22 protein-coding genes are annotated in these 24981 nt (G+C 40.2%); 7 read left to right on the top strand and 15 right to left on the bottom strand.

Annotation, left to right across the window (positions count from 1 at the left end; genetic code table 11):
- Window positions 1–35: 35 nt before the first annotated feature.
- Together CGC57_RS10180 and nhaD are read left to right on the top strand one after the other, a co-directional pair.
- Window positions 36–2948, top strand: coding sequence for a serine hydrolase domain-containing protein (locus tag CGC57_RS10180; protein ID WP_095899024.1), 2913 nt, complete (start codon window positions 36–38; stop codon window positions 2946–2948).
- Between the two features lie 80 nt (window positions 2949–3028).
- The gene (nhaD, locus tag CGC57_RS10175) at window positions 3029–4354 is read left to right on the top strand and encodes a sodium:proton antiporter NhaD (protein WP_095899023.1); all 1326 of its coding nucleotides are present in this window, start codon (window positions 3029–3031) and stop codon (window positions 4352–4354) included.
- A 55-nt stretch (window positions 4355–4409) separates the two neighbouring features.
- Here the strand turns inward: nhaD and CGC57_RS10170 are convergent, their stop codons facing one another.
- The 8 genes from CGC57_RS10170 to CGC57_RS10135 form a co-directional block, all read right to left on the bottom strand.
- Window positions 4410–5342, bottom strand: coding sequence for a peptidylprolyl isomerase (locus CGC57_RS10170; protein WP_095899022.1), 933 nt, complete (start codon window positions 5340–5342; stop codon window positions 4410–4412).
- Between the two features lie 78 nt (window positions 5343–5420).
- Window positions 5421–6614 (bottom strand): aspartate aminotransferase family protein, encoded by a 1194-nt coding sequence (locus tag CGC57_RS10165; protein ID WP_095899021.1) that lies wholly within the window; start codon window positions 6612–6614, stop codon window positions 5421–5423.
- A complete protein-coding gene (locus tag CGC57_RS10160; protein ID WP_095899020.1) occupies window positions 6614–7387 on the bottom strand; it encodes a GIN domain-containing protein in 774 nt (257 codons plus the stop codon). The genes CGC57_RS10165 and CGC57_RS10160 overlap by 1 nt, the downstream gene beginning before the upstream one ends.
- Window positions 7388–7438: 51 nt before the next feature.
- Entirely contained in the window at window positions 7439–9874 is a 2436-nt protein-coding gene (locus CGC57_RS10155; RefSeq protein ID WP_095899019.1) for an FtsK/SpoIIIE family DNA translocase, read from the bottom strand.
- A gap of 321 nt (window positions 9875–10195) precedes the next feature.
- Entirely contained in the window at window positions 10196–10696 is a 501-nt protein-coding gene (gene tpx / locus CGC57_RS10150; RefSeq protein ID WP_002680011.1) for a thiol peroxidase, read from the bottom strand.
- Between the two features lie 85 nt (window positions 10697–10781).
- Window positions 10782–12476, bottom strand: coding sequence for a single-stranded-DNA-specific exonuclease RecJ (gene recJ / locus CGC57_RS10145; protein WP_095899018.1), 1695 nt, complete (start codon window positions 12474–12476; stop codon window positions 10782–10784).
- 194 nt (window positions 12477–12670) lie between these two features.
- Window positions 12671–13609: a hypothetical protein gene (locus tag CGC57_RS10140; protein WP_095899017.1), complete on the bottom strand. Its 939-nt coding sequence runs from the start codon at window positions 13607–13609 to the stop codon at window positions 12671–12673.
- A 161-nt stretch (window positions 13610–13770) separates the two neighbouring features.
- The gene (locus tag CGC57_RS10135) at window positions 13771–14634 is read right to left on the bottom strand and encodes a sigma-70 family RNA polymerase sigma factor (protein WP_002680009.1); all 864 of its coding nucleotides are present in this window, start codon (window positions 14632–14634) and stop codon (window positions 13771–13773) included.
- A 102-nt stretch (window positions 14635–14736) separates the two neighbouring features.
- On the opposite strand from CGC57_RS10135, the gene CGC57_RS10130 reads away from it, so the two are divergent.
- Window positions 14737–15732, top strand: coding sequence for a glycosyltransferase family 2 protein (locus tag CGC57_RS10130; RefSeq protein ID WP_095899016.1), 996 nt, complete (start codon window positions 14737–14739; stop codon window positions 15730–15732).
- 143 nt (window positions 15733–15875) lie between these two features.
- Here CGC57_RS10130 and CGC57_RS10125 read toward each other — a convergent pair whose 3' ends face one another.
- The 7 genes from CGC57_RS10125 to pncB all read right to left on the bottom strand — a co-directional run bounded on the left by CGC57_RS10125 (window position 15876) and on the right by pncB (window position 20004).
- On the bottom strand, window positions 15876–16271 hold the full coding sequence (locus tag CGC57_RS10125) for a PepSY-like domain-containing protein (RefSeq protein ID WP_002680001.1): 396 nt from the start codon (window positions 16269–16271) through the stop codon (window positions 15876–15878).
- Window positions 16271–16714: a PepSY-like domain-containing protein gene (locus CGC57_RS10120; RefSeq protein WP_095899015.1), complete on the bottom strand. Its 444-nt coding sequence runs from the start codon at window positions 16712–16714 to the stop codon at window positions 16271–16273. Before CGC57_RS10120 ends, CGC57_RS10125 begins: the two co-directional genes overlap by 1 nt.
- A gap of 67 nt (window positions 16715–16781) precedes the next feature.
- Entirely contained in the window at window positions 16782–17174 is a 393-nt protein-coding gene (locus tag CGC57_RS10115) for a four helix bundle protein (RefSeq protein ID WP_095899014.1), read from the bottom strand.
- A 45-nt stretch (window positions 17175–17219) separates the two neighbouring features.
- Entirely contained in the window at window positions 17220–17891 is a 672-nt protein-coding gene (locus CGC57_RS10110) for an ABC transporter ATP-binding protein (protein WP_095899013.1), read from the bottom strand.
- The gene (locus tag CGC57_RS10105) at window positions 17892–18437 is read right to left on the bottom strand and encodes a DUF8465 domain-containing protein (protein WP_095899012.1); all 546 of its coding nucleotides are present in this window, start codon (window positions 18435–18437) and stop codon (window positions 17892–17894) included. It lies immediately after the preceding gene.
- 126 nt (window positions 18438–18563) lie between these two features.
- Window positions 18564–18764, bottom strand: coding sequence for a hypothetical protein (locus CGC57_RS10100; protein ID WP_002679869.1), 201 nt, complete (start codon window positions 18762–18764; stop codon window positions 18564–18566).
- Window positions 18765–18831: 67 nt separating this feature from the next.
- The gene (gene pncB / locus CGC57_RS10095) at window positions 18832–20004 is read right to left on the bottom strand and encodes a nicotinate phosphoribosyltransferase (RefSeq protein ID WP_095899011.1); all 1173 of its coding nucleotides are present in this window, start codon (window positions 20002–20004) and stop codon (window positions 18832–18834) included.
- 225 nt (window positions 20005–20229) lie between these two features.
- Here pncB and CGC57_RS10090 point away from each other — a divergent pair, with 225 nt between their 5' ends.
- The 4 genes from CGC57_RS10090 to CGC57_RS10075 are packed head-to-tail and all read left to right on the top strand — an operon-like array spanning window position 20230 to window position 24905.
- On the top strand, window positions 20230–22716 hold the full coding sequence (locus CGC57_RS10090) for an SLBB domain-containing protein (protein ID WP_095899010.1): 2487 nt from the start codon (window positions 20230–20232) through the stop codon (window positions 22714–22716).
- A gap of 4 nt (window positions 22717–22720) precedes the next feature.
- Entirely contained in the window at window positions 22721–23863 is a 1143-nt protein-coding gene (locus CGC57_RS10085) for a Wzz/FepE/Etk N-terminal domain-containing protein (RefSeq protein ID WP_262482405.1), read from the top strand.
- A gap of 20 nt (window positions 23864–23883) precedes the next feature.
- On the top strand, window positions 23884–24510 hold the full coding sequence (locus CGC57_RS10080; RefSeq protein WP_095899009.1) for an HAD family hydrolase: 627 nt from the start codon (window positions 23884–23886) through the stop codon (window positions 24508–24510).
- Window positions 24507–24905: a pyruvate carboxyltransferase gene (locus CGC57_RS10075; RefSeq protein WP_095899008.1), complete on the top strand. Its 399-nt coding sequence runs from the start codon at window positions 24507–24509 to the stop codon at window positions 24903–24905. Before CGC57_RS10080 ends, CGC57_RS10075 begins: the two co-directional genes overlap by 4 nt.
- Window positions 24906–24981 lie beyond the last annotated feature (76 nt).

The following is a 24981-nucleotide window of genomic DNA, read 5'->3' as shown; positions in this document are numbered from 1 at the left end:
AACTTACTCTTACCTCTTAACTCTTACCTAATAAAATGAAAAAAACTTATATTTTTATATCTTTATTTATTGTATCTTTCTTTACTTCAGTAGCTCAATCTCCGCTGCGCTCTCCCGATGCTCAAGCCCAAGAAAAATGGGTAAACGATACTTACAACCAGATGTCTCTAGACGAAAAAATAGGGCAACTCTTTATGGTATCGGTCTACTCAAGCCATATAGGCACTAAAAGGGCTGAAGAAATTAAAGACTTCATCAAAAAATACTACATTGGGGGAATTATCTTCTCTAAAGGAGGACCTAAACGTCAGGCTAAACTCACCAATGAGTACCAATCTCTCTCTAAAATACCTCTTTTTATGGCAATGGATGCCGAGTGGGGGCTCGCTATGCGCCTCGACTCTACCTATGCTTATCCGTGGAATATGACCCTCGGTGCTATTAAAAACAATGCACTGATAGAGCGCACTGGCAAACGCATCGGGATGCACTGTAAGCAGTTAGGAATGCAATTCAACTTTGCCCCTGATATTGATATCAACACGAACCCCGATAACCCTATTATTGGCAATCGCTCTTTTGGAGAGGATAAACTAAATGTCGCTCAAAAAGGACTTGCTTTTACCCGCGGAATGCAATCGGTAGGGGTATTAGGCAGCGCAAAACACTTCCCTGGGCACGGCGATACTTCTAAAGATTCACACAAAACCCTTCCTACTATCTCATTTACAGCCAATCGATTAGATGAGATGGAACTCTATCCGTTTAGAGTGCTCGCCAAAGAAGTAGCTAGTGTGATGATAGGTCACCTAAACGTTCCTGCATTAGAACCTAAAGCTGGCTTACCTTCTTCACTTTCTTCAGTTATCATCACCGATTTGCTCAAAAAGAAAATGGGGTATGAAGGATTGATTTTCACCGATGCGCTGGGCATGAAAGGTGTATCAGAATATCTGCCCGTAGGCGAAGTGGAAGTAGAAGCTTTCTTGGCTGGAAACGACATTTTGCTGATGCCTGCTAATGTAGCCAAAGGCTTTGAAGCAATGAAAAAAGCCTACCAAAACAAACGCATCAGTGAGGAACGTTTGGCGCACTCAGTAAAAAAAATACTGATGGCTAAATACAAAGTAGGGCTCACTTCCTTCACTCCTTTAGACGAAACAAAAATCAATGAGGGCTTGCACACCCTCGAAGATGATTTGCTCACCGAAGAACTCTTTGAAAACGCCCTTACTATAGGACAAAACAAGGAAAACATTCTCCCCCTAAAAGATCTCGATAAACGCAAAATTGCCTACGTAAAATTTGGCAACGATAGCGGTTGGGCATTCTATTCTTCCTTGCGCAAATACGCCGAGGTAACCCTTATAGAACCTCAAAACGAAACTCAACTCTACAATGCGATAGAGAATTTTGAGACTATTATCATCGGGTTACACAAACCTGATAAAACTCCTTGGGACGCTTATAAATTTAGTGATAACGAGCTAAAATGGTTAGAGCATATCGCCAAAAAGAAAAAAGTGATACTAACTGTTTTCACTCGTCCGTATGCAATGCTCAACGTAAAGAATATCGCACATATCAAAGCGATAGTATTTGCTTACCAAAACCACAAAGTAGCTCAAGAAAAAGCCGCTCAACTTATCTTTGGCGCTATCGACGGCAAAGGTGTATTGCCTGTAACTGCTCACCCTGAATTGCCTGTAGGCACTTCTATCAGCACCCAAAAAATAGGGCGATTGGCTTTTGGATTACCCGAAAGTGTAGGACTCAATTCGGTTAAACTTAAAGAAATTGATAGTATTGCCTTAGATGCTATCAACCAAAAAATGACCCCTGGCATCCAAATATTAGTAGCCAAAAAGGGCAAAACAGTATATCGAAAGAACTTTGGCACTTTAGACTATAATCCTGCCAATAGAGTTACCGATAACACCATCTACGACCTTGCTTCACTCACCAAAATATTGGCTACTCTCCCCGAATTGATGCGTCTATACACCAAAGGTGATTTCAAACCAGTGGATACCTTTGAAGATTTGCTACCTAAACTCAAGCACACTAACAAAGCGGGAATGACGATGAAAGATGTGCTCTCTCATTACGCTCAATTTCAGGCGTGGATTCCTTTTTTTAAAAGAACCTTAGACTCTGTACAAAAGCCAAGTACTGCATTTTATAGCAGTGTGAAAAGCGATGAATTCCCCACCGAAGTAGCCAAAGATATGTATCTCATAGAAGGATATACTGATACTATTTACAAACGTATAGACGAAAGTGAACTCATCAAAGATAAAAAGTACTTGTACAGTGATTTGCCGTATTACTACTTCAAAAAATTTATAGAGAAGAAAGAAAAAAAGCCCTTACAAGAGTTGGTGCAAAAACATTTCTACAGAGGTTTAGGGGCTTACCAACTCACTTATTTGCCCCTACATAAGTTCTCTCCTGTAAATATTGCCCCTTCTGAAGATGAAAAAGGCTTTCGCAACCAAGTGCTTCGCGGTTATGTACACGACCAAGGTGCTGCTATGTTAGGAGGTGTAGGCGGACACGCGGGACTTTTTGGCACTGCGGACGATGTAGCCAAAATGATGCAAATGTATCTCCAAAAAGGTTATTACGGAGGCACGTGGTTTCTGCAACCTCAAGCGGTCGCCCTTTTCAACACTTGTAACTACTGCAGCGAAGGCAACCGCCGTGGTTTAGGGTTTGATAAACCTCAATTAGGTCGCTCAGGACCTACTTGTGGATGTGTACCTATGGACAGTTTTGGGCATACTGGATTTACGGGTACTTTCGCTTGGGCTGACCCTACTAACGAGATTGTAATTGTTTTTCTCTCTAACCGCACCTATCCCTCTTCGGAAAACAAACTACTGATTAACAAATTAGTAAGACAAAAAATACAAAATGTAGTATATCAAGCTATCATTTCACAATAAAAATTAAACAAAAAGATTTGGCATATAATAGAAAGTTTTAGTATATTTGCCACATTAATTTTAAAAATAATATTTATTGTATGGAACCTTGGATTATTGCCATTTTCTTCATTGGCTATCTCTGCATTACCACAGAACACCAAATAAAGGTGGACAAAACAATTTCAGCTTTAGCTATGGCTGTTATCTGTTGGACGCTCTTAAAAGTTTCTAACATTGATGTAATGGAAGTTATGAACGGTGTATTAGTACCGGCTAACCCTGCCGATAATGCTACTGCTATCGACAAAGCTTTACAACATCACTTAGCTGAAACAGCTGAAATTCTCTTCTTCTTAATCGGTGCGATGACCATCGTAGAAATCATCGATATGCACCGTGGGTTTGAAATCATCAAACGATTGATTCGTACCCAAAGTAAGGTAAAACTCCTATGGATTATAGGAATTATCGGTTTCTTCCTCTCTGCGATTATTGATAACCTAACTACTACTATTATCCTCATTACTATTCTGCGCAAGCTCATCCCAGACCAAAAAGAACGTATATGGTATGCTTCTCTCATTGTAATTGCTGCCAATGCAGGAGGTGCTTGGTCACCTATCGGCGACGTAACTACTACTATGCTTTGGGTGAAAGGCAAAGTAACCGCTGCTAAATTAGTAGAGTACGTATTTATTCCTTCTGTTGTATGTTTGGTTGTACCTTTGCTCATTGCATCATTTTTACCAGTGTTCAAAGGGAAAATTGATACTTCTAACAGTGAAGAAGGTATTACTTACAAAAGCAGTATGCCCGTGCTTTCTATAGGATTTATAGCTATTATTTTTGTTCCTATTTTCAAATCAATCACTCATTTACCTCCTTATATAGGAATGCTCTTTGCTTTGGCTACAATGTGGTTTATTTCTGAAAAATTGAAACCTATCAGCGAACTTTCGCCTACTGATAACGACAAATTCAGTATTCACCGTGCAATGAGCCGTATCGAGTTTTCTAGTATCTTATTCTTCTTAGGTATTTTGTTGGCAGTAGCATCATTGCAAACTATTGGAACACTTTTCAATTTTGCACAAACATTAAATCAAACTATTCCAAACACAAACGTAGTAATTTTGCTTTTAGGTTTTGCTTCAGCTATTATAGACAACGTACCATTGGTAGCTGCTAGTATGGGTATGTTCCAAGAACCTATTGATAGTGGTCTTTGGCATTTCATCGCCTACGCTGCTGGTACAGGAGGTAGCTTACTTATCATCGGATCGGCTGCGGGAGTTGTAGCTATGGGTATGGAGAAGATTAGTTTCTTCTGGTACGTAAAAAATATCTCATGGATAGCCCTCTTAGGATTCGTTTTAGGATACCTCACATTGGTATCTTTTGAAGCACTACACGTTTTTGGATAGAGATAACAAGTAACAGATAAAATAATAAAGCCAGCTAAAAGCTGGCTTTATTATTTTATCCTACTGAAACTAATTCAACATCAAAGATGAGAGGCGCATTGGGCGGAATAACCCCTCCAGCACCTCGGCTGCCATAAGCAAGCTCTGAAGGAATAACCAAGCGGGCTTTGTCACCTTCGCTGAGGAGCAAAATTCCTTCGTCCCAACCTTCAATCACTTGCCCTACCCCTACGGTAAATTGCAAAGGTTCTCTACGGCGATGAGAGCTATCGAACACAGATTTATCTAACAACATACCGGTATAGTGTACCGCTACTTTTTGTCCGGCTACTGCTTTTTTACCATTACCTTTATGGGTAATTTGGTAGTACAAACCACTGTCGGTTTTATCAAAGCCTACTACTTCTTTAGCTAAAGCCTCTTCGGCTTTGCGTTTTTCTTCGGCTAAACGAGCTGCTTTTGCTGCTTTTAAATCTTCAAAAGCCTTGAGAGCGTCCCATTTTTCAGCCTCTGCTCCTACTCTTAGAATTTCCACTTTTTCAATTTTATCACCTTGTGCAATAGCATCTACCACCTCTTGTCCTTCTACTACTTCACCAAAAACAGTATGCTTATTGTCTAACCAAGGTGTTGCTAAATGCGTGATAAAAAACTGACTTCCATTGGTGCCAGGACCTGCATTTGCCATAGAAATGACCCCCGCTTTGTTGTGTTTCAATTCTGGGTGGAACTCATCATCAAAACGATAACCAGGGTCACCAGTACCTGTGCCTAACGGACAACCGCCTTGTATCATAAAATTAGGAATGACACGGTGAAAGGTGAGTCCGTTGTAATAAGGAGTGCCTAATGGTTTTTGTGAATTTTCCATTTTTCCTTCGGCAAGAGCCACGAAGTTCCCTACCGTAGCAGGAGTTTTGTCGTAAGTAAGACGCAGTAAAATAACGCCTTTATTAGTAGTTATTTTAGCATAAATTCCGTTTTCCATTTTAGTGTTATTTGTTTTATTTGATAATTAATTTAATGAGAGTGCGAGTCTTTATCAACTTTAATGCACTTTTATCTGTTACTTGTTACCTGTTACTTGGTTCAACGCTTCCAAGATAATATCACAACCTTCTTTGATTTCTTCATCGGTGAGGGTAAGTGGCGGAGAAAGTCGTACGGCGCGGTGTTCAAATAAAAGCCAATAGACTATCAATCCTTTATCCTGACAGTAATTCACTACAAAATCGGCGATTTCGGCAGTTTTCACGATCACGGCTAACATCAAACCGCGACCGTTGATACTTTCGATAAGCGGATGTTGCAAATACTTGCGGAAGAGTTTTTCTTTCTCTAAAGTTTGAGCCATCAGGTCGGTAGTGAGGAGCTGGTTGAGGGTTGCCAACGAGGCAGCTGCTATCACGGGATTGCCTCCAAAAGTAGTGATATGTCCCATTTTAGGACTATTTGCCAACAGCTGCATACGCTCATACGACGACACGAATGCCCCTACCGGCATACCGCTTGCCATCCCCTTGCCTATTGCGATAATATCGGGGGTAAAGCCATAGTTTTGGAAACCAAAGAGCTTGCCCGTGCGCCCGAAACCTGGTTGTATCTCATCAATAATAAGGAGCGCGCCTACTTCTTCACAACGGCGTTTTACCTTGATGAGATAGTCGTTTTGGGGTTCGATAAATCCAGCTCCTCCTTGGATGCTTTCGAGCACTACCCCTGCGGTACGTTCGGTGATTTTGAGGATATCGGCTTCGTTGTTGAACTCTATAAAATCTACATCAGGGATGAGCGGACGATAAGCGCGTTTGCGTTCTTCATAGCCCATTAGGCTCATCGAACCCTGAGTATTGCCGTGATAAGCGTTTTTGGCAGCGATGAGTTGGGTGCGCCCCGTAGCGCGTTTGGCTAATTTCACCGAGCCCTCAATAGCTTCTGTACCAGAGTTTACCAAATAGGTGGTATTGAGTTCAGGCGGCAATTGCTCGGCAAGGAGCTTGCAGAAATCTACCGCAGGCTTTTGTACGTACTCGCCATATACCATCACGTGCATATAGGTAGCGCACTGCTCTTGGATAGCCTTCACTACCGCAGGGTGACAATGCCCTAAAGTGCAAGCCGATACTCCTGCCACAAAATCTAAATAACGCCTGCCGTCGGTAGTGTAGATATAACTACCTTCGGCGCGTTCCACCTCCAACAATCGCGGATAAGGAGAGGTGGGAGCTTGATATTTTAAAAAATCTTGTTGTTGATTCATTATTTTTCTTCTTTAATGACCTTAATCATTGAGTTTGTTTCTATTTGGTTAGTAGCATTACCTTTGTAATAAAGTTCAAAAATACCGCTTGGTTTTCCTTGTATAGTACCATCAATTCTCAATTTTGCTTTTACAATACCCGAAGTATTAAAGATAGCATTTTGTATTTTTAAGTCGTAAGTTTCTAATCGGATGATTCTGTTAGAAACGAAGTTAAGATTTTCTACCTTTCCACTAATAGGCAATTTAGCAAGTGACCCTGCATTGAAAGTGAGATTTCGGCAATTGAGTTGTAAATTTCCTTCCTTACAACTACCTATTTCTAAGTCCAAATCGTTGACATTCAATTTTAAATCAATCTCCGAAAGAAAGTCGAGAAGCATTTTGTAGGAAGGCATATTAATAGGTTCTTCTGAACGAATTTTGCCACTTTGCATTTTCAATTCAGTTGTTCCTTTAATTGGGATTTTGAGTTTTATGCCTCCTGTTTGCACAAAATTCACGCCTTTAGGTGTTTCCAAAAATATTTTCAAAGTACCATCTTCAACAGTAGCTTTGATGATAGGGTGAATTGCATTATCAGCATCGATGTAGATATGGTCGTTTTTTTCATTTACCAATGTAACCTCCCACCTACTATCGATATCTATTTTAGTGTACTTGGGCAGTTCTGTTCTTAGTACACTTCTTTCGCCAGAAGCTTGGAATACGTTTTGGGCTGTTGATAAGGCTGTTGCAAATAGCAAGCCTATTGATAGGATTATATTTTTCATTGTTTAATTATTTATTTCACTTAAGGGGGACTAACTGAAGAAGACTTTTCACTATTCACTTCCTCCTAAGAGGCGGTCTAAACTTGTGATGTCCTGCACGAGCACTTGGCGGGCTTTACTGCCTTCAAAAGGTCCTACTACACCGGCGTGTTCTAACTGGTCGATGAGGCGACCTGCGCGGTTGTAGCCCAATTTGAGTTTGCGTTGCAAGAGCGATGCTGAGCCTTGTTGTGCATTTACTACCACTTCAGCCGCTTCACGGAACATAGGGTCACGTTCAGAAGGGTCGAAATCTAAATCCATACTTTCACCCTCAGCACCTACGTATTCAGGTAGCAAGTAGGCATCGGGGTAGGCGCGTTGCGCTCCGATAAAATCAGTGATGTGTTTGATTTCGGGGGTATCCACAAAAGCACATTGTATGCGCACGGGTTCATTACCTTGTGAGTAGAGCATATCCCCCCTACCGATGAGCTGTTCAGCCCCAGAACCGTCCAAGATAATTTTAGAGTCGATTTTTGAACTCACCTTAAAGGCAACACGTGTAGGGAAGTTGGCTTTGATAATACCCGTAATTACGTTAGTAGATGGACGTTGGGTAGCGATAATCAAGTGAATACCAATAGCACGGGCAAGCTGTGCCAAACGAGCGATAGGGAGTTCCACCTCTTTACCTGCCGTCATTATCAAATCGGCAAACTCATCTACCACTAGTACGATGTAAGGCAAGAAACGATGCCCCTCGTTAGGGTTGAGTTGTCGTGCTTTGAACTTAGCGTTGTACTCTTTGATGTTCCGCACTTGAGCATTTTTGAGCAGCTCGTAACGGTTGTCCATCTCTATACAGAGGGAGTTGAGCGTGCTCACCACTTTTTTGTTATCGGTGATAATAGCCTCTTCACTATCGGGTAGTTTGGCGAGGAAGTGGCGTTCAATTGTCTCGAATATAGAAAGTTCTACTTTTTTAGGGTCGACAAGTACAAATTTCACCTCAGCAGGGTGTTTTTTGTAGAGCAATGAACTCAGTACCACATTGATACCTACCGATTTACCTTGTCCTGTAGCTCCAGCCATTAGCAAGTGTGGCATCTTGGTAAGATCGGCGACAAAAGTTTCGTTGCTAATAGTTTTACCAAAGGCGATAGGAAGTTCCATTTCGGCATTTTGGAATTTCTGCGCCATAATCATCGAGCGCATATACACAGTGGTAGGTTTTTTATTAGGTACCTCAATACCAATGGTTCCTTTGCCAGGGATAGGAGCGATGATACGAATACCGAGAGCAGCAAGCGAGAGGGCAATATCGTCCTCCAAACTTTTGATTTTAGCAATACGTGTACCTGCCACAGGCACAATCTCATAGAGCGTAACGGTAGGCCCTACAGTCGCTTTGATTTTGGAAATTTCGATTTTGTAATCGGCTAAAGTTTTGATAATGGTATCGTTGTTTTCCTTTAGCTCTTCTTCGTTGATAATGATACCTTTATCTCTGGGTTCGTTCAACAATTCAATTGTAGGAAAACGATAATCGCTGAGATCTAAACGAGGGTCGTATTCACCATAGTTTTCGACTAATTGTTTCGCTAAATCCTCAGGGTCTATTACTGAAGGCGGTACAATAGGGGCAATGGTAAGTGGAGGGGCTTCTTCTTCAGGTACATTGGTAATTTCCAATTCGCCTTTGCCATCGAGGAATGGAATTTCTTTTTTATGAGTAAAAGGGTCGATTTTTTCATCTTCTACTTGCGGAATAACGATTTCTATATCTTGCTGATCGTCATCGCTAACTATTGTGTCGATAGGGGTAGTAGGAGGAGTTTCGTTGATATTATTCAGGTCGTCATCGTGTTCGCTGTGATGATCATCGTTGTGTTCACGTTTCAGTTTAGCGAAAATATTTTGGAAGAAAGACATTATTTTTTCGGGAGTGAGCTGCCATTTAGTAATGGCGTATACCAAGGCTATGAAAAAAAGTATTAAAAAAGTACCTATTTTGCCGAAATAATCTTGCAGAAAATGATTCACTTCATAGCCTGAAACTCCTGAAAGGATGGTAGATTTTCCTTGCAGAAAACCCAAAAAAGTAGCGAGGAGTACCATTAGCAAAGTACCCCAATACCAGCGGTTGAGCAGTGCTATTTTGATATTGAACAAATATTTGAGTCCGGAGAGGAAAATGAGCCATACGGCGATGAAAGTAGCGATACCAAAACCTTTGTACATCAGGAGATAGCTAAGGTAAGCCCCTATTTTGCTACCTAAGTTATCAGCTATTTCTTCACGATTGGTAAGGTCTGCCCACAAACTTTGGTCGGCTTGCCAGGAAAAGAAAAAAGATGTAAAAGCAAAAATTAAAAAGAGTGCGAGAAGCACTAAAAATCCTCCAAATATCAAGCGGCGTTGTTGAGATTTAACAGCTTTAGCTTCTTTCTTTTTTGCGGAATTTTTATCGTTATCTTTATCCTTATCTTGTTTTTTTTTAGCCATTTCTTTTAGGGTTTAGGAGGTCAGGGGACAGGTGTTAGGCTTTAGGCATCTAGGTGACCTCATTGAGGGGGCAAAGGTAAGAATAATTTGGCGATTTGGCAATAAAAAAGGTAACAAGCAGTGATTTGATAATAGAGAAGGTGTCCAAAAAGTTTTATTTATGTGGGCGTTTGCAGCACATACCCAGCTATCATTGGCTTTCACTCTAAAAGCAATTGATTACCAATACAACAAACTTTGCCAAAGTTTCAGACTTTGGCAAAGTTTGTGATGCAAAAAGAATTTTGAGACTTTCTGGACAGCCTTTTTGTGACACAATTATTAATTGTTAATTGCTTCGAGTGCTTTAGCGTAGTTAGGTTCGTTTGTTGTTTCGGGTACTTGCTCGGTATATACTACTTTGCCTTGTTCGTCAAGCACTACTATACAACGAGATAGCAATCCTTTTAGCGGACTATCAGTGAAAACGATAGGATAGTGAGCTGCAAAATCACCGCGGAAATCGGAGAGCATTGTAAGATTATCAATACCTTCGGCTGCACAGAAACGTGTGAGCGCAAAAGGCAAATCTTTTGATATACAAAGAATTGCTACGTTGTTGAGCTTTGAAGCCTCAACGTGAAATTTGCGCACAGATGCAGCACATACGCCTGTATCTACACTGGGAAAAATGTTTAGAATTACTTTTTTACCTCTGAAATCAGAGAGTTTTACTTCAGCTAAATCGTTTTTAACAGCTGAAAATTCAGGGGCTGCAACGCCTACTTTTGGAAGTTCACCAGCGGTGTGTGCTGGTTGTTCGTGAAATGTAATGTTTGCCATTTTTTTAGTTAAAAGTTAAAAGTGAATAGTGAATAGTGTAGCTGCAAAAATAATACCAAAATATATTAATTAGCAAATTATCAAATTATCTTATGTCTCTGATTTGCAACTGCAAACTTACTTTGCCATTCCACACATTTTCTTCTACCGAATAGACAATGCTAAAGGGTTTGCCAGAGGTGATGAGGGGAAGTTTATGAGCCAAACCAAAGCCTATGGCATCAAAATAGGCTGTGTTGCCTACCTCTCGTAAACAGAGTTTTAGGTGCTCGTTAGTTTTGCCTATGTGTTTTGCAAAGCCTGTATCGACTACATTTTCGGCATAGAAGAGCGGTGGCAGGTTTTGAGGTCCAAAAGGCTCGAACTGCTTGAGAATATTATAGAATTTTTGAGTGAGTTTGCTCAAAGGAAGTGCGGTATCTATAGAGAGTTTTGGGGTGCGCAATTCGGGGTTGATGGTTTGTTTAACCACAGTTTCAAAGGCTTCTTTGAAGAGTGGATATTGCTCGGGGAGGAGCGTGAGTCCGGCAGCGTATTTATGTCCGCCAAACTGTTCCAAATATTGGCTGCACTGCTCCAAAGCCTCATAGATATCAAACCCTTGTACCGAGCGCGCTGAGGCGGCATACTTGTCGCCACTCTTGGTAAATACTATCGTGGGGCGGTAGTAATGTTCAATAAGTCGAGAAGCAACAATACCTATCACGCCTTTGTGCCATTCTTCATTCAGCACTACCGAGGTATAGCGATTTTGCTCGCCATTACTCTCTATCTGCCCTAGTGCTTGTTCTGCAATATAGCTATCTAATTCCTTTCGGTGGGTGTTGAGTTCATCAATTTCTTGGGCTTTGAGTAGTGCTTTTTCAGCATCAGGTTCAGTAAGGAGCGCTACTGCATATTTACCGTGCTCTATACGTCCGGCGGCATTGATGCGCGGTGCAGCTTTAAACACTACATCGCTTACTGTAATCGCCCCTTGATGTTCACCAAAGAGCACTTTTACTCCTGCTGAGGGCTGCTGGTTAATCACTTTCAAACCAAAGTACATCAGCGTGCGGTTCTCACCATTCATTGGCACAATATCGGCAGCAGTGGCAACGGCTACCAAATCTAAAAGAGGCATCAGTTCGCTGAACGGGCGTTGCAAATACTCGTGATATGCTTGTGCCAATTTAAAGCCTAAACCACAGCCACAGAGTTCTTTATACGGATAAGGGCAATCAGCTTGTTGGGGGTCAAGTACTGCCACGGCATCGGGCACTTGGTCTGATGGGCGATGGTGGTCGGCAATGATACAATCAATCCCTTTTTCTTTGGCATATTGCACTTTATCAATAGCTTTGATACCACAATCCAAAGCGATAATAAGGGTACAACCTTGCGTTTTGGCATAGTCTATTCCTTGAAAAGAAATGCCATAGCCCTCGCTATAACGGTCGGGTACATAAGTGAACAATTTAGAAGTGAAAGTGCTGAGATAGCGTTCCATTAGAGAAACCGCACTAGTGCCGTCGACATCGTAATCGCCATAGATAAGGATAGTTTCATTATTTTTTAAGGCGTGGTCTAAACGAGTAACAGCTTCTTTCATTCCTTTCATCAGAAAAGGATTATGCAATTGAGATAGGGTAGGACGGAAGAAATCTTTAGCTTGCTGAAAAGTGGTGATATTTCGTTGGGCTAAGAGTATTGCCAAGGGCTCGCTGATGTTGAGCTCTTGTTGTAGCTGTATTACAATGGCTTGCGGTGGCAGCGGTTTAAAGTTCCAAGTGTAGTTCATTCTATTTAGGTAAGAGGTAAGAGATAAGAAAAAACTTTGCCAAAATCTATTACATTCTAATATTCAAATATATTCGTATTATTTTTTGATAGATAACACTCCATCAGCATTTAATGATAGTAAAATATTCTCTTGATGATCAACTGCTTTAAGAGTGGTTTTAGTGTTCGTAAGTTAAAGCTATTCTTTATTTTTTAAAAGTCATTATATCCGCTAATTCCATTAGGAGTATTAATAAACCACACTTCCCCTTTATTCTCTAAAGATTCCCCCGCTGAGACTATTCCATAATGTTTAATCTTGTAATTATGCTGAAGAATACTTCTATCATTTGGATCTTTAGTATCTCTCCCCATATAAGCATCATAATTAGGATATAATGTATTTCCATAAGTATATTCTTGTTTATACAAGCTAAGAACCTCAGCTACTGAAAAAGGGGTATTAGCTACTATCTCTCCAAAATTAGGAGTTTTAAGAGGTACAGCTACTGCTTCTCTACCTGAAACGCCTCCATCAGCGGCATATATTCCTTTAGTAACATAAACAGTAGTTTGAGGGGCTAATTCAGGTTTTATCAGGTATAATACTGAAGTAGCCTTATATACAGGAGCTGCACCGCTAGGATATTTAACGACTTTTGTTTTATCTATTTGATTTTTGTTTACAATATCACTACTATTAGCAATCTCATCAGCAGGTAAAAACTCTAATTTTTGATTGCCTATAACTGCATATTCAATAGCTACTGATGATAAATTTTTGATTGATAGATAGTCAGCACCTTCAGGGGTATAGTTTCTTTTTAGTTTTCTTTGGTAATCGTGGAATTTTTTATCCCGAATATATACAATACTATCATAATTTACTTGCACAGACTCTCCCCCTATAATGAAAGGTGTTGTCTTGCGTTCTGTTTTTACGATATTTTTAGTATTTCTGCTGATAAAAACTGAATAACTCACTTCTACTTCAGCAGGTGAATTATCTACTGAATTGACTACTATATAATTATGTTTAAGAGAGTTTGTCTTTATGTTTTCAATTACTTCTTCTTCTGTTTTAGTACATTTTAATTGAAAACTGATAAAGACACTAAACACTAAAAATACTTTTACAATAAACTTTTTCATAGGATTTATTTAACTCAAAATTACTATGGAGCAAAGATACAACTTTTATTGTTAAAAAAAAATAAGTACAATCACAATAAAAAAACTTTGCCAAAGGAACGAGCCGCAGGGGCAGGAAACTTTGGCAAAGTGTAGATTGTACAATCTTAATTTATAATTGACTATCCTAAGTAAGTTTTTAAAATTTTACTGCGGGAAGTGTGTTTGAGACGGCGAATCGCTTTTTCTTTGATTTGACGTACACGCTCACGGGTGAGATCAAAAGTTTCACCTATTTCCTCAAGGGTCATAGCGTGCTGGTCGCCCAAACCAAAATACAAACGGATTACATCGGCTTCACGAGGGGTAAGGGTTTCGAGTGCACGCTCAATTTCGGTACGCAACGAATCTAAAATAAGCGACTTATCGGGGTTAGGCGATTCGTTACTGCGAATCACATCGTAAAGATTAGAATCTTCTCCTTCTACCAAAGGCGCATCCATAGAGATATGACGCCCTGCATTTTTCATTGATTCTTTTACATCGTTTACGGACATATCTAACTCACGTGCAATTTCTTCGGCTGAAGGCACACGCTCGTTCGCTTGCTCGAGGTAAGCGTACATTTTGTTGATTTTGTTGATAGAACCAATTTTGTTCAGCGGCAAACGCACAATACGCGATTGCTCGGCTAAGGCTTGCAAAATAGACTGACGAATCCACCATACGGCATAAGAAATAAACTTAAACCCACGAGTTTCGTCGAATCGCTGTGCGGCTTTGATGAGCCCTAAGTTCCCTTCGTTGATAAGGTCAGGAAGAGTAAGACCTTGATTTTGGTATTGCTTAGCTACCGATACTACGAAGCGCAAATTTGCTTTGGTTAGTTTTTCTAAAGCAGCTACATCGCCTGCTTTGATACGTTGTGCTAATTCTACCTCTTCATCGGCAGTGATCAAATCTACACGCCCAATCTCTTGTAAGTACTTATCAAGAGACGCGGTTTCACGGTTGGTTACCTGTTTGGTAATTTTTAGTTGTCTCATTCAGAAAAAATCCTTAATTTTGTCGATTCTTATACGCCCTATTATACGTATAGCTTTACACAGATGTTACAAAACTTTTGAATTTTAACATTATATTAACAGATGAAATATAGTTTTATCATTCCTATATACAACCGTCCGGACGAGTTAGATGAACTACTAAATAGCCTTGTATCACAAACTTACGAAGATACTTTTGAGGTAGTAGTAATTGAAGATGGCTCTACTATCCCCTCAAAAGAGGTATGTGAGAAATATAAAAATGATTTATCAATCACTTATCTTCCTAAACCCAACACAGGTCCTGGTGACTCTCGCAATTACGGTATGCGACACGCTCAACACGATTATTTTTTGATTTTAGATTCTGATTGCATTTTGCCTCCTCACTATTTAGAAGCTGTAGACGATTATCTGCAAGCTCATTATGTGGATTGCTTTGGAGGACCTGATACCGCTACCGATGATTTTACTGATATACAAAAAGCTATCAACTACACGATGACGTCCTTGCTCACTACTGGGGGGATTCGCGGTAGCCAAAAACGCATTCAACGATTTGAACCTCGCAGTTTTAATATGGGACTGTCACGCAAGGCTTTTGAGGCGACAAGTGGTTTTGGGAAAATACACCCTGGTGAAGACCCCGATTTAGTGATACGCCTCTGGAAACAAGGTTTTGATACTGCCTTTATCCCTACTGCTTTTGTGTTCCACAAACGCCGTATTTCTTGGGCTAAGTTCCGTACCCAAGTGAGTAAATTCGGACAGACACGGGCGATTCTCAACCATTGGCATCCAGAGTCTCGCAAACTTACTTTTTGGTTACCTACCTGCTTTACCTTAGGGCTTTGTGGCGCTCTCCTACTCCTCATTTTTGGGCGTATAGAACCCTTGCTTGTGTATGTGTGTTATTTTATACTGATAGCTTGGGACAGTGCTCGAGAAAACCGCAGTGTAAAAATAGGACTGCTCTCGGTTTGGGCGCTTTTGGTGCAGTTTTTTAGCTATGGCTGGGGCTTTCTCAAAGCTACTCTTAAAATTGCTTTTTCTAAAAAACCGATGGAGCAGTTGTTTCCACATTTATTTTTCAAATAGGTGCGAGTGCGAGCCGCACAGGCAAATGCGAGCCGCACAGGCAAATGCGAGCTGAAATTTTAGTAAAGTGTAGTAACGTAGCAATATGATATTCAATAAAAAAAGACCTCTTTGCGGAGGTCTTTTTATTTGTAGTAAAGTTATTAATAATTCCCGATAGGGTCACCATTGTGATTGAAAAACAAATCGGTGTGAGAGCCTATGATGTCTACTTTATAACCTATATTGGTTTTTCTAATCCCTTCGATGATATAGCCCTGCTGGGTAACGTAATCGGCTATTTTTTTAGGGAAGAAGGTAGTAGGGATACTATTGCCGTCTTCACCATCTACTTTTAGCCAGTCGCCATTAGCTGTAAATTCCAGCTCGGTGCGGTCTCTAAGTTCTACTGAATAGCCGTTGATATCATCTTCTCTTTCAACTTCTTTAACAGAAGTATGAGGAAAGTGAATGCTAATAAAATCACGTGCAGGCTGCGGCAATCGTGCGCACGAGCTGAGTGCAAGGGCTGCAAAGGCAGCAAAAAAGAGTTGTTTCATTAGTCGTCTATTCTTAAAAATTGTCCGTTAGCATTGAATTCTAAATCAAGTCCATTAGCGAGTTCTACCTCATAACCATAGCGTTTCTTTTGGATTTTGTAAATCTCTGATTGAGGGTAAGTTTTCTTTACATACTGAGCAATACCATTAGGGATAAGTTTTGCAGGTACAGCCTGAGTGCGAGTTTTTATTTCTTCCCAGTCGCCATTGGCATAAAATTCAATTTGAGTACCATCGTTGAAATACACTTTGTAATTTTGATCGTGGATATCGTCGTCTTTCCATACTGATGCGATATCTCCTACTTTAAAGTGTTGTTTTACGAAAGCCTGTGCTTTAGCAGGCAATTGTTCGAAAGTGATAGGTAAATCTCTAGCTGATAAATTTTGTACTGCTACTACAGTCAATAAAAAAGTGGCGATAATTGATACTAATTTTTTCATCGTTTAATCTGTTTTTAAGTTTAACGCTGCAAAGATATGACCTAATTTGGGAAAGAAACTGGAATAATTACGAATTACAAATTACGAATGACGAATTTTGCTGTTGTTTATAATTTGCTCTTGCTGTTTTTATGCTACTTACTAACATTTTAATAAGTTCAATCGTATTGTCATTTATACTATTGTATTCAGTTTGTGTAATGTATTGAGTTTCCTTTAATAGTTCCAACCAATAGAGCGTTTCATTAGCTTCTTTTTCAGCTATTTTCAACTTATGGATAAAATCAGGAGTACTCTCAGATCTTTCTGCCTCACAAATCATAGCACCTATAGCGGTGCCACTACGTAAAACTTGGTCGGATAGTGTAAATTCTTTTTTATTCTCCCTTAAGTATTTAGAAAGATTTACAATCCTTACAGCAAAAGTAAGGCTCTTTTTCCTTAAAACATTCTCTTTCATAATAAAAGTAATTTTTGATTAATATTATTTGTTCCTCGTCATTCGTCATTTGTCTCTCGTCATTATACGACCATCTACCATTACGAGTTTTCTATCTGCCATAGTAGCCAATTCTTCGTTATGGGTAACGATTACAAATGTTTGTCGGAATTCATTGCGCAGTTGGAAGAAGAGTTGGTGCAGTTTTTCAGCACTTTCGGAATCGAGGTTGCCGCTGGGTTCATCAGCAAATACTACTGAAGGGTAGTTCACCAAGGCGCGCGCTACCGACACTCGCTGTTGTTCGCCTCCTGAAAGAGCATTAGGCTTATGGTCGGCACGCGAGGTGAGGTGCAAAAATTCTAAGAGCTCCATAGCGCGCTTTTCAGCTTCTTTTTTGCCTATTCCTCTAATGAGTGCAGGAATACAAATATTCTCCAAAGCAGTGAACTCAGGCAACAACTGGTGAAATTGGAAGATAAACCCAATATGTTCATTGCGGAATTTTGCCAAGGCTTTGGAGGATAACGACAATATATCAGTGCCATTAATTACTAACGATGATGGTTTATTGGCATCGGGGCTGTCTAAAGTACCTAAAATATGTAACAAGGTGGTTTTCCCAGCCCCTGAAGCTCCTACTATCGATACAATTTCGCCTTTGGCAACATTCACCGATACGCCTTTAAGCACTTCTAAATCTTTATAAGTTTTATAAATATTGGTAGCTTGAATCATTTATTTTGCATTTTGATAGATATATACTTCGGTAGCGCCTACGCCGTATTTGGCGTATTCGGCATCGTAGAAAGTAACATTGGAGTAACGCCCTAAAAGGAATTCTAATTCGGTGCGCAGCACTCCCTCTCCCACGCCGTGAATGAACACTACCCGCTGGATGCGCTGTGCAATAGCAAACTCTAACTGCCGGCGGGCGGTTTCGAGTTGTAGGGTAAGCATATCGTAATTGGTCATATTTCTTGTAGAATCAACCAATTGCTCGATGTGCAAATCTACCTCCATTGGAGGGATGTTGCGCTCTTTTTTAGTGAGGGGCGATTTGTTCTTTCGCTTGCTCAGTACATCTTTGCGCAAACTCTCTTCATCTATATTTGTGAAAGCTCCTTTTAGAGGTGCTTCTTCTTCAATAACTATTATTTCCTCAGGACGAAAAGTGAGCTCAAAGCCTTCAGTAGTAAGCACTGTTACCTGCTGAGGCGTAAGGCGCACTATATGTCCTTTGATGGTATCGTCTAATACTTCTATGTAATCTCCTATGTTCACAATGCGAGGTGCGAGGTGCGAGCCGCACGGGCAGTTTATTTGTTAAAGTTTAAATGAGTTTAATTTGTAAATTTCTTAATTGTCCCATTTTAGACACATAAAACGTCATTCGTCATTCGTCATTTGTTATTCGTCTTCTGGGTTTCTTATTTTCGTTGCTGGGTCTTGAAAATCTTCCTCGTTTTTAGAGGGTAGGTTACGCGAAATGCGGTAAATACCTATCATCAATAGGCTTATACCGCCAATGAGTAACGCTTGGTCGTATTTGGGGAATAGATAACGTGACAGCGCTACCAATACCCCTAAAATCATTAGTATGTAATTCATTTTTTTATCAGGTTTTAGGTTTCAGGTATCAGGTGTCAGCCTAAAATCTGACCCCTGCCCCTAAAATCTATTTAATTGCTAATATTCCTTTTGCGAGTTCAATCATTTTTGGGTCGCCAGTGTGCTTATTAGGCTCATCGGAGAGTTTTACAGTAGGCACCCACTCGTTGTCGCTGGTGAGTACTTCGGTGAGTTTCATCACTATGTTCATCGGGCGCAACCCTACATCATTCGTAAGGTCGGTACCTATACCAAATGAAATGCCTATTTTCCCTTTACAAGCCTCAGTAATAGCTTGTACTTTTTGAGGGTTAAGTCCGTCGGAGAAAATAATGTATTTAGAGAGTGGGTCTATCCCCATTTTTTTGTAGTGAGCAATTGTTTTTTCAGCAAAAACTATAGGGTCGCCACTATCGTGACGCACACCGTCGAACAACTTGCTAAATTTCTTGTCGAACTGCTTGAAAAACACATCGGTAGTATAGGTGTCGGAAAGGGCTACCCCAAGGTCGCCGCGATACACGTCTACCCAGTGTTCCAAGGATAGAGCATTAGCCATTTTGTAGCTGTACTCGGCTGCGTGGAACATAAACCATTCGTGAGCGTGAGTACCTATGGGTTTTACCTTGTATTTCATCGCAAAATGCACATTGCTGGAGCCTATAAAGGTTTGGTTATAACCGTCCATTAAGGTATGCATCACAATGTCGTGTACGTGATACGAATGGCGACGACGGGTGCCAAATTCGGCAAATACAACGCCTAATTCTTTGTATAACAATTCTTTTTCACGGGTGTTAGCAATCACCTGCTCATCTGTCCAAGCCGTCGCTTTTGTAAGTTTGTAGAAAAGCTCGCTAATTACCGAAAGCAGAGGCACTTCCCAAAGAATCGTGCGATACCAATAGCCCTCAACAGTTACCTGCAAGTCGGTGCCGTGTTGTTCGATATGCACTTCCGAAGGGTCATAGCGATAGCCTTCTAAAAAGTCTAAATACAGCGGACTCAAATAGGGGCAGTTGTCTTTCAAAAACTGTTTTTCGGCTTTAGTGAGTTTCAATTTGGACATATTGTTCACCTCTTCACGCATAGCATCGGCAAAACCTTCGGGGAACTCGTGTTTGCCGCGGTTGATAAAGGTATAACGCGCTTTGTTTTTAGGGAATAATTGCACTACACCACATTGCATAGTGAATTTGTAGAAATCGTTGTCTAATAATGAATTTAAGATTGCAGACATATATTCTCAATTAAATAATTAACAATTAATAATTAACTGTTTATCAATGAATGAAGAGCAAATCCTCGTTCATTGAAAAAGTTTTATTTTGGGCAAAGATATGATTTTTTTTTAAATTAGAATGAATTGCTAGGAATATAATAGCTCAAACAGAAAAAAATACTAACACACTCATTGGCTAATTAACAAATTATTCTTAATTTTGCCCCCAAAACAGATTTTAGAATGTCGAGACTTAAATTACTTCTTTTATTTTTATTTATCATAACGGCTCCTGCGATAGCGCAAATAGGTAATAATCAGCAATATAACAATGTTGATATCACCACTGTAAACATCGATAATCTTACCGATGGACAAATCAAAACCTATTGGGATCGCGCTCAAGCACAAGGTTATACCTTAGACCAATTTCTTGCTTTAGCACGTTCACGCGGTATGCAAGAAACACAAGTGATGAAATTGCGCCAGCGCATTATGCAACTCGACAGCTATTCTGGCACTGAAAAATCTAATGCTAAAAATAAAAATAAGGATACCAATAACAAAATGCGCCGTCCAGCTGAGGGCGATGACATTTTTGGTTATACCGGTAGAGAGAAAAAAGATTCTCTCAATCGCAAAAAGGAAAAAGACTCTATCTTTGGGATGAGTTTCTTCAAAAATCCTAAAATTTCCTTTACTCCTAACCTGAATATGCCTACCCCCGAAAACTACCAAGTAGGTCCTGGTGACGAACTCCTTGTGGAAGTATGGGGAGCTACCGAGGGGTCTTTCAAACAAAAAGTAGATGCTGAGGGTAATATTTTCCTCAATGGTGTGGGACGCATACACGTATCAGGACTTTCGTTTAGTGAGGTAAAAGCAAAGATAAATTCTTATCTAAAACGCATCTATTCAGGCATTTCAGCTCCCGATGGCAGTTATGCTAAAATCTATACGGGCGTAACTATCACCCAAGTGCGCACCGTAAAAGTGAATATCATAGGCGAGGTAGTAGTGCCTGGCACTTATTCACTTAGCTCACTTTCTACCGTACTAAACGCTTTATATGCCTGCGGAGGTCCCTCAGAAAGCGGTTCATTTCGCGATATCAACGTATTTAGGGGAGGCAAAAAAGTCGCTACTTTCGATGTATATAACTTCCTGATTAATGGTTCAGAAAAAGGTAATATCGGCTTGCAAGACCAAGATGTAATCATCGTATCACCCTACAAAAACCGCGTGTGGGTAGAGGGCAAAGTAAAACGCAAAGGATTGTACGAAATGCTCGACGACGAAACTCTTGCTAACCTTGTTACTTTCTTTGGAGGTTTTACTTCCGATGCTTTTACAAATACCCTTGTGTTAGAACGCATTAAGGACGCTAAACGCGAAGTACAAGAAATTGCCTTTAGCGAAATTGGGAAGATGAAAATGCAAAATGGCGATCGCCTGAAAGTGCATTCTATCACCAATGAATACCGCAACCGCTTGAGTATAGGAGGGGCTGTTTATCAACCTGGTATTTATGAGTTTAAAGAAGGAATGACCGCTCACGACCTGCTTGAAAGAGCTAATGGCGTGAAAAAAGATGCTTCTCTCAATCGCGGACTTATCTTCCGTACCGAAAACCGCGTAGATTACCAAACGCTTAGCTTTTCAGTCAAAGACCTCATCGAGAAGAAAAACGACATCCCTTTGAAGGATAACGATAGTATCCATATTTTCTACAAAGATTCTCTCCAATACAAACGCTTCGTAAAAGTAGAAGGCGCTGTAAATTCTCCTAAAGAATTGCCTTTTATGGAGAATATGAAAGTGGAAGATGTGATTGCCTTGGCAGGTGGTCTCTCTAATGGTGCTGACCCTTCAACAATTGAAGTATTTAGAGAAATAAACGACGGTAGTTTTCAGAGACTCAGCACAGCTTTCAAAGTATCGTCTAACAATGAGCTTTTACCTGAAGAAGGTACCAATACACTCACCCTGCAACCTAACGACATTGTTTCGGTGCGCTATATCAAAGGTTTCACTCCTCTACAAACCGTCTCGGTAATGGGAGAAGTTGTTTACCCTGGGGTTTATAGTATCCAAAGCAAGAACGATCGCATTTCCGATCTATTGGAGCGTGTGGGAGGGTTTACTCCTTTTGCCTATAAAGAAGGGGCAACTTTGATTCGCAAAAAAACTGATGAGGGCGAAATTCAGCAAGAAGATTTTCTAAAAGAATTGGTAGAGTTAGAAAGCAATAGTAATGAAACTGCTAAATCACTGAAAAAAGCTAGCAAAAAAACTTCAGAATACCGTATAGGGATAGACATTCATAAAATTTTGAAAAAGAAACACAGCAAGCACGACCTAATCCTCAGTGAAGGTGATGTGTTGCTCATTCCTTCTGAAAAACAAACCGTTGAAGTGCGTGGTGAGGTGTTAGCTCCTTCATTGGTGCGTTATCAAAAAGGATTTTCACTCAGAGACTATATTGATAGAGCGGGAGGTTTTGGCAATCAAGCTAAAAAGCGTGCTATTTACGTGCTTTACGCTAATGGCGATGTTCGTGCTACGCATAATTCTCTTTTCTTTAGAAACTATCCTAAATTAGAACCAGGTGCGATCATTATTGTACCCTCTAGACCTGAACGCCAACGTCTTAGCACTGGTGAGAGTATAGGTATTATTTCGGCAATTACCACTATGGGAGTGCTTATTTACAATGTACTAAAAAAATAGAACTATGGCATTAAACGAAAATCAAGAAATAAGAGCTTCAGAAGATGTTATCAATCATTTAGGAGAAAATAAATTGGTTCCTGTAGTCGACTCTGCAGAAGAAGGAACTGCTGAGGACGAAATAGATTTGATGCAGCTTATCCGCAAAGTATGGGGGGCTCGCAAATCGATTTTGCTATTCACCTTGCTCTTTTTTGTTATAGGGATTCTCATCGCGTTATTCTCGGCTAAAGAATATACCGCTACCACCATTATGGTGCCACAAACTACTGATAACAAATCAACAAGTGGATTAGGTGGATTGGCAGCAATGGCAGGTATCAGTTTAGGAGGAGGCTCCGAAACACTCCCGCTCACTACTTACTCTAAAATCATTGAAAGCGTACCTTTTAAACAGAAATTAGCACAAACAAAACTCACATTCTCTGACATCCCCAAACCGGTAACTTACGAAGAATATTGCAAGAACTATACTAAACCCAGCTTAATGGGACGTGTGATGGGTATTTTTAGTTTTTCTAAAGGTACTCCCACTGCAGCTCCTGTAACCCAAGATAGTACTGATATTACCCGACTCTCCGATCAAGAGAGGGGAATACTCAACAGCTTAGACAGCCGTATTAAACTGAATATGAGTGAAAAAGACGGCTACTTTACACTCTCATTTGTGATGGGGGAAGCACTTCCCGCTGCTCAAATGCTCGAAAGTGCCCAAAAAGTACTACAAGAAACCGTTACCGATTTCAAATTGCAAAAAGCTAAAGAAGAATTCGACTTTGTACAAAAACGCTTTGTAGAAGCCGAAAAAGATTTTAAAAACAAACAATACGCTGTGGCAGGTTTCCAAGACCGCAACCGCGACCTCTTTAGCAACCTTCCTCAAACTCGTTTGCAACAACTACAAGCAGAGTACAATTTAGCTTTCAACGTATATACAGAACTCGCTAAACAGCTGGAAGCCAAACGCATCAAGATGAAAGAAGACCAGCCTATCTTTGCTGTTATCGAACCTGTGACTGTACCTAACGAACGTTCTAAACCTAAACGAATGATGATTATCGCTATCTGGACATTCTTAGGAATGGTCATAGGTATTGGAAATGTCTTCTTGAAAGACTTTAGACGACAACTCAAATCTAATTCCTAATTTCTAATTTCTAATTCCTAATGAATTACATTATCTTTGATATGGACGGGGTACTACTAGATAGTGAACCAATGCACCAAGAGATTATTTATGAGACTTTTCAGCTGGAAGGCATTCCGTTTGATAAGGCGTATATACAAACCCTCACGGGGATGTCGGCTTTTCCAATGTGGGAAAAGGTAAAACGCGATGCTCAACGTTCAGAAAGTGTAGAAGAACTCATAAAATTTCACCGCGATTATTTTTTCAAACGATTACCCGAAGTAAAAGTACCTTTAGTACCTCACGTAAAGGATGTGTTAGAGAAATTCAAAAATGAAGGAAAACACTTATCATTAGCATCTTCATCTGGACGCAAACTCATTGATATTTTTACTCAACAAACAAATATAGCACACTATTTTGAAGTGATAATGAGTGGCGATGATGTGAAATACAGCAAGCCTAACCCCGAAATATTCCTAAAGGTAGCCCAATGGTATGGATTACCAGCAACACAATTTACTGTGATAGAGGACAGTGCCAATGGCGTAAAGGCTGCCAAAAGTGCTAATATGCAGTGTGTAGGCTTCCAGAATCCCCTTTCAGGCGGACAAGATTTAAGTCAAGCCGATCTACTTATCCATTCAATGCAAGAATTGTTATGACAAACAGTAACATACAACTCATAGAATGTGTAACAATAGCCAATGAGGATTATTTGCAATCTTTATTATCAGTAGGTTACTATGCTCTTGCTCTCGAAGCCAGCCTCCTCTCCTTAACCAAAGATTTAGATTTTTCAAATACCCAAACTAAAATACTGCTTTTAAACGACGAACTGCCTACCATTGAAAAACAAGGTATTACTATTAGCAGTTTGGCTACTGCCTACCAAGCCGGCACTACCCGTTTTTACAGTGCTATCAAAGGTTATGGCGGCTATCTCCCTACTGAAAAACTCCTCACCTTCTTCCAAGCACAACATCACCCTACAGACATCAACCTGCTGGCTTTTGAGAGTGCTTATAACGAAGCGCTACAAATATTTTCTTCTCTCTGACGCTATTTGGCAGTTTCACTCCCTATCTTTGCCTCGCGAAACAGAATTAACAATATTTTTAAAAGAAAATAAACAT

The organism is Capnocytophaga sputigena, assembly GCF_002302495.1.
In the GTDB taxonomy this organism is placed as follows: domain Bacteria; phylum Bacteroidota; class Bacteroidia; order Flavobacteriales; family Flavobacteriaceae; genus Capnocytophaga; species Capnocytophaga sputigena.
Note: the sequence above shows the minus strand (reverse complement) of the source record. Positions and strands in the feature narration are given on the sequence as shown.

What these genes read in the sequence shown, in the direction of transcription:
- CGC57_RS10180 (WP_095899024.1), top strand. Translation starts at nt 36, where the DNA reads ATGAAAAAAACTTATATTTTTATATCTTTATTTATTGTATCTTTCTTT.
- nhaD (WP_095899023.1), top strand. Translation starts at nt 3,029, where the DNA reads ATGGAACCTTGGATTATTGCCATTTTCTTCATTGGCTATCTCTGCATT.
- CGC57_RS10170 (WP_095899022.1), bottom strand. Translation starts at nt 5,342, where the DNA reads ATGGAAAACGGAATTTATGCTAAAATAACTACTAATAAAGGCGTTATT.
- CGC57_RS10165 (WP_095899021.1), bottom strand. Translation starts at nt 6,614, where the DNA reads ATGAATCAACAACAAGATTTTTTAAAATATCAAGCTCCCACCTCTCCT.
- CGC57_RS10160 (WP_095899020.1), bottom strand. Translation starts at nt 7,387, where the DNA reads ATGAAAAATATAATCCTATCAATAGGCTTGCTATTTGCAACAGCCTTA.
- CGC57_RS10155 (WP_095899019.1), bottom strand. Translation starts at nt 9,874, where the DNA reads ATGGCTAAAAAAAAACAAGATAAGGATAAAGATAACGATAAAAATTCC.
- tpx (WP_002680011.1), bottom strand. Translation starts at nt 10,696, where the DNA reads ATGGCAAACATTACATTTCACGAACAACCAGCACACACCGCTGGTGAA.
- recJ (WP_095899018.1), bottom strand. Translation starts at nt 12,476, where the DNA reads ATGAACTACACTTGGAACTTTAAACCGCTGCCACCGCAAGCCATTGTA.
- CGC57_RS10140 (WP_095899017.1), bottom strand. Translation starts at nt 13,609, where the DNA reads ATGAAAAAGTTTATTGTAAAAGTATTTTTAGTGTTTAGTGTCTTTATC.
- CGC57_RS10135 (WP_002680009.1), bottom strand. Translation starts at nt 14,634, where the DNA reads ATGAGACAACTAAAAATTACCAAACAGGTAACCAACCGTGAAACCGCG.
- CGC57_RS10130 (WP_095899016.1), top strand. Translation starts at nt 14,737, where the DNA reads ATGAAATATAGTTTTATCATTCCTATATACAACCGTCCGGACGAGTTA.
- CGC57_RS10125 (WP_002680001.1), bottom strand. Translation starts at nt 16,271, where the DNA reads ATGAAACAACTCTTTTTTGCTGCCTTTGCAGCCCTTGCACTCAGCTCG.
- CGC57_RS10120 (WP_095899015.1), bottom strand. Translation starts at nt 16,714, where the DNA reads ATGAAAAAATTAGTATCAATTATCGCCACTTTTTTATTGACTGTAGTA.
- CGC57_RS10115 (WP_095899014.1), bottom strand. Translation starts at nt 17,174, where the DNA reads ATGAAAGAGAATGTTTTAAGGAAAAAGAGCCTTACTTTTGCTGTAAGG.
- CGC57_RS10110 (WP_095899013.1), bottom strand. Translation starts at nt 17,891, where the DNA reads ATGATTCAAGCTACCAATATTTATAAAACTTATAAAGATTTAGAAGTG.
- CGC57_RS10100 (WP_002679869.1), bottom strand. Translation starts at nt 18,764, where the DNA reads ATGAATTACATACTAATGATTTTAGGGGTATTGGTAGCGCTGTCACGT.
- pncB (WP_095899011.1), bottom strand. Translation starts at nt 20,004, where the DNA reads ATGTCTGCAATCTTAAATTCATTATTAGACAACGATTTCTACAAATTC.
- CGC57_RS10090 (WP_095899010.1), top strand. Translation starts at nt 20,230, where the DNA reads ATGTCGAGACTTAAATTACTTCTTTTATTTTTATTTATCATAACGGCT.
- CGC57_RS10085 (WP_262482405.1), top strand. Translation starts at nt 22,721, where the DNA reads ATGGCATTAAACGAAAATCAAGAAATAAGAGCTTCAGAAGATGTTATC.
- CGC57_RS10080 (WP_095899009.1), top strand. Translation starts at nt 23,884, where the DNA reads ATGAATTACATTATCTTTGATATGGACGGGGTACTACTAGATAGTGAA.
- CGC57_RS10075 (WP_095899008.1), top strand. Translation starts at nt 24,507, where the DNA reads ATGACAAACAGTAACATACAACTCATAGAATGTGTAACAATAGCCAAT.